15 protein-coding genes and 1 pseudogene are annotated in these 14,722 nt (G+C 35.0%); 7 read left to right on the plus strand and 9 right to left on the minus strand.

Annotated features, from left to right (window positions below; translation table 11 throughout):
- Positions 1 to 41: 41 nt before the first annotated feature.
- The 4 genes from MHH42_RS04740 (at position 42) to MHH42_RS04755 (ending at position 5,681) form a co-directional block, all read left to right on the plus strand.
- Complete coding sequence (locus MHH42_RS04740; RefSeq protein WP_070172796.1) at positions 42 to 2,942, plus strand: DUF3427 domain-containing protein; 2,901 nt, start codon at positions 42 to 44, stop codon at positions 2,940 to 2,942.
- A 418-nt stretch (positions 2,943 to 3,360) separates the two neighbouring features.
- Entirely contained in the window at positions 3,361 to 4,221 is an 861-nt protein-coding gene (locus tag MHH42_RS04745; RefSeq protein ID WP_070172797.1) for a DnaD domain-containing protein, read from the plus strand.
- A complete protein-coding gene (gene dnaB / locus MHH42_RS04750; protein ID WP_070172798.1) occupies positions 4,218 to 5,507 on the plus strand; it encodes a replicative DNA helicase in 1,290 nt (429 codons plus the stop codon). The genes MHH42_RS04745 and dnaB overlap by 4 nt, the downstream gene beginning before the upstream one ends.
- A gap of 51 nt (positions 5,508 to 5,558) precedes the next feature.
- Positions 5,559 to 5,681 (plus strand): hypothetical protein, encoded by a 123-nt coding sequence (locus MHH42_RS04755; protein WP_255253891.1) that lies wholly within the window; start codon positions 5,559 to 5,561, stop codon positions 5,679 to 5,681.
- Between the two features lie 181 nt (positions 5,682 to 5,862).
- Here MHH42_RS04755 and MHH42_RS04760 read toward each other — a convergent pair whose 3' ends face one another.
- On the minus strand, positions 5,863 to 7,242 hold the full coding sequence (locus tag MHH42_RS04760; RefSeq protein WP_070172799.1) for an aldehyde dehydrogenase: 1,380 nt from the start codon (positions 7,240 to 7,242) through the stop codon (positions 5,863 to 5,865).
- A 474-nt stretch (positions 7,243 to 7,716) separates the two neighbouring features.
- A complete protein-coding gene (locus MHH42_RS04765) occupies positions 7,717 to 8,604 on the minus strand; it encodes a DMT family transporter (RefSeq protein ID WP_070172800.1) in 888 nt (295 codons plus the stop codon).
- A 303-nt stretch (positions 8,605 to 8,907) separates the two neighbouring features.
- Between MHH42_RS04765 and MHH42_RS04770 the strand changes: the two genes are divergently transcribed.
- A complete protein-coding gene (locus tag MHH42_RS04770) occupies positions 8,908 to 9,063 on the plus strand; it encodes a hypothetical protein (protein ID WP_000453392.1) in 156 nt (51 codons plus the stop codon).
- Positions 9,064 to 9,234: 171 nt separating this feature from the next.
- Here the strand turns inward: MHH42_RS04770 and MHH42_RS04775 are convergent, their stop codons facing one another.
- A complete protein-coding gene (locus tag MHH42_RS04775) occupies positions 9,235 to 9,810 on the minus strand; it encodes a TetR/AcrR family transcriptional regulator (RefSeq protein ID WP_000999316.1) in 576 nt (191 codons plus the stop codon).
- A gap of 142 nt (positions 9,811 to 9,952) precedes the next feature.
- Here MHH42_RS04775 and MHH42_RS04780 point away from each other — a divergent pair, with 142 nt between their 5' ends.
- On the plus strand, positions 9,953 to 11,428 hold the full coding sequence (locus MHH42_RS04780; protein WP_001057515.1) for an MDR family MFS transporter: 1,476 nt from the start codon (positions 9,953 to 9,955) through the stop codon (positions 11,426 to 11,428).
- 119 nt (positions 11,429 to 11,547) lie between these two features.
- On the opposite strand, the gene MHH42_RS04785 is transcribed toward MHH42_RS04780, so the two are convergent.
- From MHH42_RS04785 to MHH42_RS04810, 6 genes and pseudogenes are all read right to left on the minus strand, one after another.
- Positions 11,548 to 11,748 (minus strand): hypothetical protein, encoded by a 201-nt coding sequence (locus MHH42_RS04785; protein WP_000042280.1) that lies wholly within the window; start codon positions 11,746 to 11,748, stop codon positions 11,548 to 11,550.
- Positions 11,749 to 11,899: 151 nt separating this feature from the next.
- Positions 11,900 to 12,043 (minus strand): annotated as a pseudogene (locus MHH42_RS04790) (sortase domain-containing protein); the annotation flags it as partial.
- A complete protein-coding gene (locus tag MHH42_RS04795; protein WP_070172802.1) occupies positions 12,042 to 12,569 on the minus strand; it encodes a permease in 528 nt (175 codons plus the stop codon). The gene MHH42_RS04795 and the pseudogene MHH42_RS04790, both read right to left, overlap by 2 nt.
- A complete protein-coding gene (locus MHH42_RS04800) occupies positions 12,566 to 13,048 on the minus strand; it encodes a hypothetical protein (protein WP_070172803.1) in 483 nt (160 codons plus the stop codon). The genes MHH42_RS04795 and MHH42_RS04800 overlap by 4 nt, the downstream gene beginning before the upstream one ends.
- Positions 13,041 to 13,382, minus strand: a complete 342-nt coding sequence (locus MHH42_RS04805) for a PadR family transcriptional regulator (protein ID WP_000683174.1) — start codon at positions 13,380 to 13,382, stop codon at positions 13,041 to 13,043. Before MHH42_RS04805 ends, MHH42_RS04800 begins: the two co-directional genes overlap by 8 nt.
- A 254-nt stretch (positions 13,383 to 13,636) precedes the next feature.
- Positions 13,637 to 13,762 carry a YjcZ family sporulation protein gene (locus tag MHH42_RS04810; RefSeq protein ID WP_000540377.1) on the minus strand — a complete coding sequence of 42 codons (126 nt, stop codon included), beginning with the start codon at positions 13,760 to 13,762 and terminating at the stop codon, positions 13,637 to 13,639.
- A gap of 277 nt (positions 13,763 to 14,039) precedes the next feature.
- Here MHH42_RS04810 and MHH42_RS04815 point away from each other — a divergent pair, with 277 nt between their 5' ends.
- Complete coding sequence (locus MHH42_RS04815) at positions 14,040 to 14,279, plus strand: hypothetical protein (RefSeq protein WP_000013684.1); 240 nt, start codon at positions 14,040 to 14,042, stop codon at positions 14,277 to 14,279.
- Positions 14,280 to 14,722 lie beyond the last annotated feature (443 nt).

A 14,722-nucleotide genomic window follows, 5' to 3' on the forward strand; every position in this document is an offset into this window, starting at 1 on the left:
TAATACAATTAATATAAAAAATTGTCATAAATGGTGATCATATGGAGAATTTTATTCAAAAATTAGAGGGGTCTTTATATAAAGGGTTTATTGATCAAAAACATAATCATCCTGGAATATATAAGCCGAAATTATTAGTAAACAATACGAAAAAAAATGAAAATGTTTTAAGCTCATTATTGGAGGAGCTAGAAAATAGTACATCTTTTATTTTCTCAGTAGCTTTTATTACAGAAAGTGGGCTAGCGACTTTAAAATCACATTTCCTTGATCTTAAACAAAAAGGGGTTAAAGGACGTATATTAACATCTACATTCTTAAACTTTAATACACCAAAAGTGTTTAGAGAGTTAATGAAACTTGAAAATGTAGAAGTAAGATTAACAAATTTATCTGGTTTTCATTCAAAGGGATACATATTTGATAACAAAACACATTGTTCATTAATAGTTGGTAGTTCAAATCTGACTGCACATGCTTTGAAGGTAAACTATGAATGGAACGTCAAGTTAACATCGCATGAAGATGGAGAGATTGTTCAACATTTTAAAAATCAATTTGAAGAAGTTTGGGAGCATTCTCAAGTATTAACTGAAGAGTTAATTGGAAATTACGAAACAATATATGAACAAGTTGCAGAAAATAAGTTACTAGATCGAGTTATAGAATTACCTGGTCAATATCATAATTCAATTGAAGAAGCTTTGAAAATTACCCCAAATAAAATGCAACAAGCTGCGTTAAAAGAAATACAAACTATTCGAGACGCTGGAAAAGAAAAAGGATTAGTTATCTCTGCAACAGGAACGGGGAAGACATATCTTTCAGCATTTGATGTCAGAAGTTTTGCACCTAAACGGATGCTATTTATTGTTCACCGAGAGCAAATATTAAATAAAGCAAAATCAGATTTTCAAAAGGTTCTTGGTGGAGTAGATAAGGATTTTGGAATTTTATCAGGATCAAATAGGCAAATAAATGCTAAATATTTATTTGCGACAATCCAGACTATTTCAAAGGAAGAAAATTTACATCAATTTGATCCTGGGTTATTTGATTATATTTTAATAGATGAAGTTCATAAAGCTGGTGCTAGTTCTTATCATAGAGTCATTGATTATTTTAAACCGAAATTTTTAATGGGAATGACCGCTACACCTGAACGTACAGACAATTTTAATATTTATGAGCTATTTGATTACAACATTGCTTATGAAATTCGATTGCAAGAAGCACTTGAAGAAGATATGCTTTGTCCTTTTCATTATTTTGGAGTTACTGATTTTGAATATAATGGTGAAAAGATAGATGACACTACTGTTTTATCTAAGCTTGTTACGGAAGAACGAGTGGATCATATAGTTGAAAAAGTAAAATATTACGGTTTTTCTGGTAAGAAAGTAACAGGACTAATGTTTTGCAGCCGAAAAGATGAGGCAGAACAATTATCACATGCCTTAAATAATAGAGGTTTTCGCACATTTGCATTAACCGGCGATCATTCCCAAGAGGAAAGAGAACTGCGGGTGAATCAATTAGAAAATGGCATACTGGATTATATTTTAACAGTAGATATTTTTAATGAAGGTATTGATATTCCGAGTGTGAACCAAGTTGTTATGTTGAGACAAACTCAATCAAGCATTATCTTTATACAGCAGTTAGGGCGTGGACTTCGAAAACACGATTCGAAGGATTTTGTTACGATTATTGATTTTATTGGAAACTATAAAAATAACTATTTAATTCCGATTGCCCTTTCAGGAGATAGATCACAAAATAAAGATAATATACGTAGATATACAAATGACACGAGTTATATTAAAGGTATTTCAACAGTTAACTTTGAAGAGATAGCGAAAAAGCAGATCTTTAAAGCGATTAACAATAGTAATTTAACAGCAATGAAAGTATTGAAGGAAGCTTTTGCTGAGTTGAAAAATAGAATAGGAAGAACTCCATATCTATATGACTTTATAGTAAACCATTCTATTGATCCAGTTGTACTTGCAGAAGGATATTCGAACTATTATCAGTTCTTATTGAAAATGAAAGAAGATGTCCCTGCATTAACAGAGTACGAAAATAAAGTTTTAACGATGTTTTCATTGGAAGTATTGAATGGAAAACGTAAAAACGAAATCGTTTTGTTAGACTTATTATTAAAGCAAGAAAAAGTTGATAAGGATGAGTATATAAAACAACTTGAAGAATCTAATTGCTTAACAGATGATGAAACGATTACTTCAGTACAACGAATTTTTGAATTAGAGTTTTTCTCACAAAACAGTCAAAAGAAATATGGAGAAAAGCCAATTCTCTCTTTACAGGACGATAAGATGTATATGTTTAATGATTCTATCCGAAAAAGCTTAGAACAAAATCAATACTTTAAGCGTATGGTTATGGACATTATTAAAAGTGCAAGGAAAAAGAGCAAAAACTATGAGTGTGATAGTAACCTTACTGTATATAAAAAATACTCAAGAAAAGATGTGTGTAAACTTTTAAATTGGCATAATGACGAGAGCTCAACTATGTATGGTTATAAGACAAAGTACTATACTTGTCCAATATTTATCACATACCATAAAAATGATGAGGTAGAATCCAGTGTGGACTACGGTGATGAATTCCTTAATCAAGATGTTCTTAAATGGTATACAAGAAGTAATAGAACATTAAAATCAAAGGAAGTTCAAACAATTATTGATGCTAAAGAAAATAATATTGACGTCCATATTTTTGTGAAAAAAGATGATGACGAGGGAAGCGACTTTTACTATTTAGGAAAAGCGACACCTGATAAAGCAAGTGTAGAACAAACTGAAATGAAAGATAAAAATGGAAAAGAACTACCTGTTGTTACGATGAATATGATTATGGAGAAATCAATTGATAATAAGATCTATGATTATATAAAGGACGGTAATGTTTTGTAGGTATATTAAATTTTTAATATCTTTATGTTTCTAAAATTATTAAGCGAATATAGATGGGGCTGTATCAAAATGACATCGGAGTATGCTTTTGATATGGTCTTTTTTATTGGAATTTAATATGTTTTTTATTAGATTTGTGGATTCATTTAATTGGTTTAAGCAGAATGTGGAGATGGGTCTTTCTAATCGAAGTAACCGATAACTAACCCCTCCTAAGCCCCTTACAAGCCCCTTACAAGCCCCTACCAAGTAATAAATCACTAAGAAAAAACACAACAAAAACAAAAACAACAACAACAAACACCGTAGTAGGCGTCGAAAAAAATTTTGAAATAACACGCCAAAAACCTGGCCCTCCTTTCTATATATAGTACAAAGAGGGATTTTTCATTTTTGAATGGAGACAGGAGGAATTAGGATGGCGGTGTATCGTAATGTGCAGGTGAATTTTTGGCAGGATGATTTTGTTTTGGATTTGACGCCGGAGGAGCGGTATTTTTATATTTATTTGTTAACTTGTTCGAAGACGACGCAGTGTGGGATTTTTCCTTTTCCGAAGCGGTTAGCTGAGATGGAGACGGGTTATAACCGGGAGACTGTTGATAAGCTTTTGCAGCGCTTCATTGATTATGGAAAGATCCTTTATGATGCGGAGACGCGGGAGTTATTCATTTTAAATTGGCTTCGTTATAATCCTGTGACGAATACAAATGTGGAGAAGTGTGTGCTCCGTGAGCTGAAGGGTGTGAAGAATAAGGAGTTTGTACATATGTTTTTGCAGAAGTGCGTAGAGGAGGAGCTGAATGTTCCGATGCTTTTAGCACATTTCGGTATGCCTAGTGATATGACTATGGATGATGTTGATCCAGTTTGCGAGGAAACAGTGGAAGAAGAGGTTATAGAGGAGGAAACGGGAAGTAAGGTGTTCACGTTTTATGAACAACATTTTGGTAGTTTGTCTCCGTATACGGTAGAGGAATTGAATGCATGGATGAATGATTTGTCAGAGGAGCTTGTGCTGAAGGCTCTTCAAATTTCGTATGAGAATAAAAATCGGAAGATGGCTTATGTGAAGGGGATTTTGCGGGGATGGCACGGGAAAGGATTTACGAAAGTGTCTGAGGTTGAGGCGGATACGGCAAGGTTTCGAAAGAAGGAGTCGTCTGTTAGTAGTGGAGAGACGGAGAATTTTTTGGCGAAGTGTGAGGAGTGGGAGAAGAATACGCCGTCAGAGGAAGAGTTGCAGCGCTTTTTAGCGGAACGCGGGTGGCGGCCATGAGTATTCAAAATGTAGAGGCGGAAAAGACGGTGCTAGGTTCTCTATTACTTGATGGAGAGCTTATTAAGGAGTGCCGTTTGACGGAGCACTATTTTTCTATGCCCGTGCACAAGTCTATATTTCAGTTAATGCGAAAAATGGAAGAGGAGGGGCAACCGATTGATCTTGTGACGTTCATTTCTAGAGTAGATCCGAATTTTTTGAAGGGGATCGGGGGAATGGAGTATTTTATAGGATTAATGGATGGTGTGCCTGCGACTAGTAACTTCTCTTATTATGAGGGGCTTGTTCGAGGTGCCTGGAAAATGTATCAGGCGGGTGTTCTCGGGCACAAGATGGGAGAGCGTCTTATTGCGGAGAAGAATGAGAAAGTTATTGGTGAGACGATTACGGCACTTTGTGAGTTAGAGGAAAAGGACTGCGTATGTGAGTTTGATTTGAAGGATGCGTTAGTTGGTTTGTATGAAGAGCTTCATCAAGATACGAAAGAGAATACTGGTATTGAGACTGGTTATATATCGCTAAATAAAATGACGTGCGGATTGCAGGAAGGTGATTTCATTGTCCTTGGTGCGCGCCCTTCTATGGGAAAGACTGCGTTTGCGTTAAATGTTGGACTACATGCGGCGAAGTCTGGAGTGGCGGTTGGATTGTTTTCGTTAGAGATGAGTAGTAAGCAATTGTTAAAAAGAATGGCTTCTTGCGTAGGGGAAGTGTCAGGAGGTAGGCTGAAAAATCCGAAGCATCGTTTTGCGATGGAAGACTGGGAAAAGGTGAGTAAGGCGTTTGCGGAGATTGGTGAACTGCCGCTTGAGATTTACGACAATGCAGGGGTTACGGTGCAAGATATTTGGATGCAAACTCGTAAGTTAAAGCGGAAGCATGGTGATAAAAAGCTTTTAGTCATTGTAGATTATTTGCAGCTTATTACGGGAGATCCGAAGCATAAGGGCAATCGATTTCAGGAGATCAGTGAAATTTCACGTAAGCTCAAGTTGTTAGCGCGTGATTTAAATGTTTGTGTAGTGGCGTTGTCGCAATTATCTCGTTCTGTAGAGTCGCGTCAAGATAAGCGTCCCCTTTTATCTGATTTAAGAGAGACGGGACAAATTGAGCAAGATGCGGATGTCATTATGCTTATGTATCGAGAGGATTATTACGATAAGGAAACGATGCAGAAAGAGATGACGGAGATTCATGTGGCGAAGCATCGAAATGGACCTGTGGGGAGTTTTAAATTGAGATTTATGAAGGAGTTTGGGCGGTTTGTGGAGAGGGTGAATTAGTGGGAGGGAGAAGCTTGTGTTTTTAAGAACGGAGTAGAAGCGGCTTCAATTATGAAAGGAAAAGAGAAAGGGAAGATTGTTCGTTTAATAATTGGAGGAAATACAGATCTTAAGACGGAAAATTTGTATATTATTTTCATTTTCTTTAGCGGTTCTGGTGCAAAGATAAAATAAAGCACTTCATTCATATTTGTATAAGCTAGAACATTGTTAACGCGTATCCCTATCCTGCTTAAAGCAGGGAGAACCATCGCTAAAAATAGATTAGGTTATTACAAGGTAAAGGGAGTCCATTCTACTGGATTCCCTTTATTATTTCTTCTTTAATATCAACATGAATGTTTAACAAATCGTATTACTTAAAAATCTTTCGCAAAATATTAATTTTGTTCCTATACGGTGGAAATAAAAACCCTAAATCTATCCTTGAGCTTTTCTTTAAAATGCTTTTACGATGTGTAAAAGCATCAAAACTATGTTTCCCATGATAGGAGCCAAATCCTGCAGTTCCTACTCCGCCAAAAGGTAGGTGGAGATTAGCCATATGTGACATTGTATCGTTGACGCATCCTCCTCCAAAAGAAATTCGTCCTAATACCTGCTTTTCAACATTTTTGTTTTCAGTAAACACATACAAAGCTAACGGTTTGGGTTGGGTGTTAATCGTATGAATGACTTCATCTAAATCATTGTAATCCATAATTGGTAAAATTGGCCCGAAAATTTCTTCTTTCATAGCTGCATCATCCCATGATTTTACTTCAAGAAGTGTTGGTTCAATATATAAATGGCTTCTAGATGAATTTCCACCAAATACTATATAATTTTTGTCTTGCTCTAATATAGAAAGAAGTCTATCGAATTGTCTCTCATTAACAATTCGACCATAATCATTGCTTTTTAATACATCTGATCCATAAAAGTTTGTAATGATTTCTTTCATTTTCGAAATCAGTTTTACTTTGATAGATTTGTGTGCAATAACATAATCAGGTGCAATACAGGATTGGCCAGCATTTATGAATTTTCCCCAGATAATGCGCTTGGCTGCTATATCGAGGTTAGCGGTTTCATCGACAATAGCGGGGCCTTTTCCACCAAGTTCTAATGTTACTGGTACAAGATTTTTCGCCGCAGCCTCCATGACAATTTTTCCAACTTGAACGCTACCAGTAAAAAAGATGTGGTCAAAAGGTGCATGAATCAATAAAGAAGTTATTTCACTGCCTCCTTCAATTACACGAATGTATTGCTTATCAAACGTTTCACTTATTATTTTGTTCATTACAGCTGAAACATTTGGTGCATTTTCTGAAGGCTTGAGAACTACACAATTTCCTGCTGCAATTGCCCCAATGAGAGGTTCAATTAATGATTGAAATGGATAATTAAAAGGCCCAATAATTAGCACGGTACCATATGGCTCTTTTATTATGTAGCTTTTGGATGGTGCAAAATGAATAGGGGTTTTTACTTTTTGAGGTTTCATCCACTGTTTTAGATATTTCATTATAAAATTGATACTGTTAAATGCGAAACCAACTTCTGCAGCGTATGCTTCAAACTCGCTTTTGTGTAAATCTTGATATAATGCGCTCAGCACTTGACTTTCATATTTTTGAATAGAATTTTTTAGCTTTTCTAACTGTTTAAGCCGAAATTGAAGACTTCTTGTATGATCATGATGGAAAAATTGTCTATGTTCTTGAATAAGTTGTTGTATTTCATCAACCATTAGGAAATCCCTCCAATAGTAAGAAAATATTCACATACCATGTCCATCAATTGTATAAAGCATTTCATCCACATATCCTATTTACTAATGCATCCGTTTGTTGATAAAAGTTACTGTTAAACTAAGGGTGATAATCTTTGAAAATTTCTCCTATAGATCTGACGTTTTTTTGTTTACGTAAGTGGGATGTATTGGACTATAAATTATTATTAATTATCAGTTTTTGATGAATTAGAATTGTTTTCTAAAAAAATAGGGGGGGCATTATTTTTAATCAAACTTTATTCTAAACTAATATCAACAACAGGAAATAAAATTCCTGTCGCTGAATAAAAGGCATAGCACAGTATGCTTCAGTCACCTGAATATTCTTCTGAGGGACAGATATTCACTTAGAAGTACACTTAGATTAAGAGAATAATACAAACAAATCTTCTTAATGTGGATGTGTAGTTATTTATTTTGGTAAAATATCTATCCCATATTTTTCTTGTAATTTACCTTTAGCAAACTCTTAAAATCCATCTCAGCAATCAACACACTTACTAATATAAGCGTTGCTCCTAAGTATCCTTTTCCGGTAAGTGTTTCACCTGTGAAAACGAAAGCAAAGCCTGCTGAAAAAACAGGTTCTAATGAAAAGATAAGGCCTGTATGTGTAGGCGTCGTGTATTGCTGGGCGATCACTTGCACGATGAATGCGACTGCGGTACAAAATATGCTTAAGGCTAAGATAATTAACCATGAGTTGGCTGTGCTAGGAAGTTTTGGCGTTTCTATAATGAATGAAAATATAAGACTAAATAGACCGACGAAACCGAGTTGTATGACTCCAAGTGCAATGGAGTTCACATGTTTCGTTACGCTTCCGGTAATGATGACGTGAATGGCATAAAATAAGGCTGACAGTATGCAAAATATATCGCCGTTACCGATTTTGAATTCGCTCGTTAATGTTAATAAGCCGATTCCTATTATCGTTAAAATGATTCCTACTATAACTTTCTTTTCCGGAATGTGTTTTAAAAATATAGCTGATAATATCGGAATGAAAATGACTGTTAGACATAGTAAGAAACCAGCATTAGAAACACTCGTATACTTTGTGCCGAAAGTAGCGAAAATGTAAACGATAAATAAGACAGAAGCGAGTATAAATGCATATTTTACCGTTTTAAAATTGATTTTGAATAAATGTTTGTAAAATATTAAACCTGATAAAAGAAAAGCGATAATAAATCGTAATGCGATTAAATTGTATTCTTCTATGCCTTCGAGTCCAACTTTTGTAAGTAAGATAGATGCACCCCAAAAGAATGTAACTAGTAGTAGCCCTAAATCTGCTTTTAATTGTAGTTTCATTTCTATTCCCTCGTTATGTATAAATTTTATAATTCCATACCCCTATCCCCATTTTATATTTTAATATTAATTCTGAATATTTAAAACATAAATTTATCGACGGTTTTTTCTTTTCCGCATAATTGGGAAGTAATAGTATGTATAAAGAAAGCCCAGTTTAGAAGGGCTTTTTTTATATGTAAAATTTCATTTGTTTTGTTTACATAATATCTTTACAATTATTTGATAAAATAAAGTCAATTGCGTATTGTGAGGGTGGGTGGTTATCCCTTCTTTCTATTTGGAAGGAAAGGAGGTGATAATATGGAGGTTTTGTTTGACCTTGTAAAAGAGTTTGTCAAAGCGACTGTGCGCGAAGTTTCAGCGTATTTTTTGCGGAAGCAACTTCTAGATAAGGACAACAAAAAACCCACTCCGCGCCGTAGGAAGCAGAAGGGTGGGTTTCGTAAAAAGAAATAGCTTATAATAACTACCACCCATACGGTAGCAGTTAGGGAAGAGATGTTATCGCATCTCTTCTTTTATTATATGCCATTTTATTTGATGTCATACTTATATAGCATTCTACCGAAAATATATCATATTCCTATTTTGTGGTCAATTTGATTGCATAATTGAAAAGGTGTAGTCTTATTCCTCTTCAAACTGAAAAATATCCCGATTAATAAGTTGATGGAGATATTGGTCCATTTCAGCAGCAGAAACGCTTCTTTCATTTTTAAACCACCATGCGCTTAATGAGGTGATCGCCCCTGAATAAAATTCAATGATTAAATCATTTGGCATCGTATAATTTTTACAAAGTTGATTTAAAGCTTCTATTTCTTGTTTTCTCGTTTCGTGACTTAAATATTGTGCACGGCTAATAAATTGTTCATCAGACATTTGCGTTTCTAATATTTTACCGATTTCTTCATGATGTAGGAATTGTTCCATTACTTGAAATGGTTTACTTAATCGATCTGAAACCGGTATTTCAGCAATCATCTTGCCGTATCGTTTAAATCCAAATGTTAATAAAGCATCTTTATCTTCAAAGTGTTTATAAAAGGTTGTTCGGTGTACCATCGCACGATCACAAATTTGGTTAATCGTGATGGTACTATATTTTTGTTTTGATTGCGTCATTAATTCAAATAAGGAATCCCATAGTAATTTATGTGTACGTCTAATACGTAAATCAAGTTGTTTTTCATTATCATTCATCTACAATTCTCCTTTTTTGTAGATTAAGTATACAATGGCTGAAAATTGATTCTCCCTTTTTAATCTACATATGTATATTATATTACATGTGTTCGTGTTTATATAAAGCTTTTTAAGTAAGAAACAGGAGGAGAATTTGTAAATGAATATGACAACTAAGAGCCCTGCAAGTGGCAAAGTTGATACTTCTAATATAAAACATACCCCCATTTTAATTGCATTACTTCTAGGGGCAATGGTTGCATTATTAAACGAAACGTTACTTGGTAATGCATTAACGGTATTAATGAAAGAATTTGACGTAACAGCTTCAACGATTCAATGGCTTTCTACAGCTTACATGTTGGTGGTTGGGGTTTTAGTCCCAATTACAGCATTACTTCAGCAATGGCTCACAACGAGACAGATGTTTTTGATCGCTATGGTAACATTTTTAGTCGGTACATTAATTGCGGGATTCGCACCGACATTTTCCGTTTTATTAGTCGGCCGTATCGTCCAAGCTGTAGCGACGGGGTTAATTTCACCGTTATTAATGAATACGATTTTAATCATTTGTCCGCCTGAAAAACGTGGTGCCACAATGGGATTAATCGCACTTGTGATGATGTCTGCTCCGGCAATTGGTCCTACATTATCTGGAGTAATCGTTGACTCACTGAATTGGCGCTGGTTATTCTATATTGTTATTCCTATCGTGATCATTTCAATTATGATTGGGATGAAGTACATTCAAAATGTTTCAGAGTTAACAAGGCCAAAAGTAGATTATCCATCTATCCTTTTATCGACATTAGGATTTGGTGGGCTTGTGTATAGCTTTAGTGCATCGGGTGATTTAGGATGGTCCGATGCGAAAGTGTATGGCACTTTAATTGTTGGGCTTATCTCATTATGTATTTTTGTCGTTCGACAATTGAAAATTGAGAATCCAATTTTAGAATTACGAGCATTTAAAGTCCCGATGTTTACATTATCAGTTGGATTAATCGTCATTGTGATGATGTCGTTATTTTCAACGATGACTTTATTACCGATGTTCCTGCAAACAGTTTTACTCGTTACAGCCTTTAAATCAGGAATCATCATGCTTCCAGGAAGTATTATTAGCGCCATAATGGGACCAATCGCGGGTAAACTATTTGATAAATTTAGTCCGAAAGTTATTATCGTTCCTGGCATTGTGTTAGTAGGGATTGCAATGTTCTTATTTAAAGACATTACGCCTGACACATCAATGTTACAAATTATTGTCATGCATAGCGTATTAATGGTTGGACTCATGTTTGTCATGACAGCACAAACATACGGCTTAAATCAATTAACACCAGATCTATATCCGCACGGAACAGCGTTGTTTAATACGTTACAGCAAGTAGCTGGCGCAATTGGTACAGCTATATTTATATCGAAAATGTCTTCAGGAACAACTAAGTATATGGAAAGCGTAGCAAATCCAATGGACCCAGTGGAGAAGTTAAACGGTTTAACGTCAGGGTTCCAAGGTGCATTTGCACTTGGGTTAATCTTTATTGTTGTTGCTTTTATCGTATCGCTATTCTTAAAAGAAGAGAAAAAGGGAGTAGAAGTAAAGGGGGTTTTACAGAACGAAAATTAAGTTTTATATAAAAGACATCTTTACGATTAAAGATGTCTTTTTATATTTCTTTCGTAATAATAGTTCAAACAGCCGAGGGAAATGTGGTGTATGTATTATCTGTTTTTTAGTAAGAAGAACTATTGAGAACAACGATGTAAAGCTTTACTAATAACTAAAAGTCCAATAATGAGGGAAAGTGTTCTTATAATAAGTTCTGCAACTAATAAGTCACCCATTGTTTTAGTGACATCATACATAGTCCCTGTAATGAGAATAGGTGCGATCATAATGGTAATTCCAATTACTATTTGAAGAAGTAAATTCACGTTTTTACTCAAGATAATCACCTCTAAAAATATTACAAAACAAAATATTTAATTTTCTGTATTATACATTTATTATACTGTATCGAATTAAGATTATGGTAATGTTTCTAAAGTAAAAAAGAGGTGTCACATAGTTATAAGGTGACACCTCTTTGTAGCTAGTAGAAATTAAAGATGCTTCAATAATATAGCGATCTGGGGCATCACCGATGTAGTTAAAGGGGTAACAAGTTGTTAATGTTAGTTTCTCTTTTTTTACAATGACAGTTCGATCTTCTGCATCTGTTATCCAATGGGTGTTAACCTTACATTTCCTCCGTAACATCATACCGCAACAATTGCCCCTGATCATAAAACTTCTCAAAAATAAGGCCCATTACATAGAAGAATACTAAACCGAAGCAAATGTGAATAAGTGTGAAAGTAGCTCCAAATGAAGAAAATTCATATACGATAATTGGTAATTTTGCAGTTGTCCAAACGCCTAAGAAAAATACGATGTATTTAATGCTCGCCCCTTTTTTCAAAAGTAATGCGGCGATTGGAAAGGCGACATAGAGGGGGCCAGCTGCAATTCCACCTAATAATAGAGAGAATAAGATTCCGTATACGCCGGAATTTTTGCCCATATATTTCATGAGGGTTTCTTTCTTCACCCATTGATCAAGTAATCCTACAAATAGTAGGACAGGAGGAAGGAGAAACAGCATATCTAAAATGCTATTCCCTGTTAGTTGTAATGCCGCCTTGCCTAAAGATTGATTTATAAAAGTTAATACAAAGAGCCCCAGTAGTAAAATGAAAAAGAAGCGATATCTTTTTAATTCGTTCATACCATCACCACCCAAATGATATAGGAGAATAGGAGAGACATGAGCAGAGCAGACGCATTACGTGCGTAAGCGAAGCTTCGCCCAAATATCTTTTGTTCCATCGGCATAGTTGTAAGCCCTACTGACATGAGTGTAGACATAAGTGCCGCAACTTGAGGAAGACCTGCACCATGTTGAACTAATGTATTTCCAAGAGGGAATACGACAAAGCTTGGGATGAGTGCCACAGAACCGAGGATTGCAGAATAAATAATACCTAACAATCCAGACTGCTCTCCAATGATGGAAGAGATGAAGGACGGCGTTAATACGGAAAGTGATAAGCCAACGAAAAGCATGATGGAGAGCATGGCAGGTAGAAGATTGCGAAACATTTTCCATGACTTCATTAGAGCTTCTTTCGTTTTATTACGATCTTTCATAAAAGAAATTCCCGTAAGGACAATGGCTAAAGTGTAAAGGATCATACCGTTAATCATGATCGGATTCCTTTAAGTCTTTATATTTGTCTAGGAAAAAGGATAAGTTCTTCATTTTTTCTTCAATATCCATTTGAAAATCTGCTAATTGTTCCTTTCCAGCAAGGGTAATTTTGTACATCTTTCTCGGTTTATCTTGATGAGCTGTACTTACATAAGATGCAATCGCACCTTCGTTTTCTAATTTCTTTAGTGTGCGGTATAGGATGGCACTATCGATTGGATTGACCGGAAGTTCTTCTTCACACTTTTGTAATAATTGCCCGCCATAGTGATCCCCCTCGGCTAGAAATAATAAAAGGAATGCCCCTGTATGTCTTCCTGTATGTTTCATAAATAGACCTCCTAAAATAGATTATTTTACTGTTAATGACAGTATACTGTTGTTAACAGTATATGGTGAATGAAATGCTATGTCAATTTTAAAATGTGCAATTTTTGAGAGGGAAAATAACAATAAATATGAAACAAACAATACAATGGGGGTGCACTTCATTGTGAAAGTAGCCTTTAGTGCTGGGAAATTACTATATGAAGTAATATGTATGTAGAACATAAAAAAAAAGACACTCTCAAGAGTGCCTCTCCTTAGCAGCCGAATCCGCCGCCCCAACAGCTAGCTCCAACGATGATTAATAAAATAAAGAGTACAACAAGTAGGGCGAATCCGCCACCGAAACCACAGCCTCCACCACAACTACCGCCATAACCCATATTAACTCCTCCTTCCGTAATGGATTTAATTCACTTTATGTTTTTACGGATAAACTTGAGCAGGTCCTTTTGAAAAATAAAAGTACTTGGGATTTTATCCCGCATTAATGTGCAGTAAAACTCCCACCTCAAAATTTGGCTGGAGCAAAGGAGTTAGGTGGGAGTCGGGCTGATTAAAGTTTCACTTTATAAGAGTTGACAAACTTATTTTTGTCACCGGTATTTCGTCGTTTACATATTGTATTTTATTCTGTGTATTGGGAGAAGGAGGATCTTTATGGCTAATTCTGAGATGATTTTACGCTTACTTACAGATTTAAAGATTGAACAGCAAGCTTTAAGAGAACAGCTGGAGAAAATGCAAACAGCTTTGACTATTCTTGAAGAAAAACCAAATACTCCTGAAGAGAAATCAACTATTATTGAAGAAAAACCAGCTGTTACAAAGCAAAGAGCTTATTCTGGACGCCCAACATCTTTTCGTGATTGGAGAGCATCAACTCAAAAGAATTCATAAAAATATAAGAAAAGAAGACACCCATTAAGGTGTCTTCTTTTCCTTGTACAATCCAAATGCGATTAGAAGGTATATCCATATTGCTTTAAAACTAAGAAGAAAATAACAATTATCGACTCCAGTTTTAGTATAGCATGTAATAATAAATAATTTTATGTAATGTTGCATATATATAGATTAAAGAATGTTTATTCGTATATATTTTAGTTGTCTGTTATTTCTTTTAATTCATTTACTTATATTATTTTTTGAGCGCTCCAGTAATGGGGCCTTTTTTTAGTTATTATTCATGCAGTTCGATTGCTTTACATTGAAATTTTTATGATAGTTTTATTAAGAAATAGATTCATATCTTTTAGGGCAGAAATGAGAACTACTCAAATGCGGAATGATATACTTGAGTGGTTTTGTGTATGTAATATTATTTATAAAAGTTTACAACA

This window comes from Bacillus sp. FSL L8-0099, assembly GCF_038006385.1.
GTDB lineage: Bacteria > Bacillota > Bacilli > Bacillales > Bacillaceae_G > Bacillus_A > Bacillus_A toyonensis.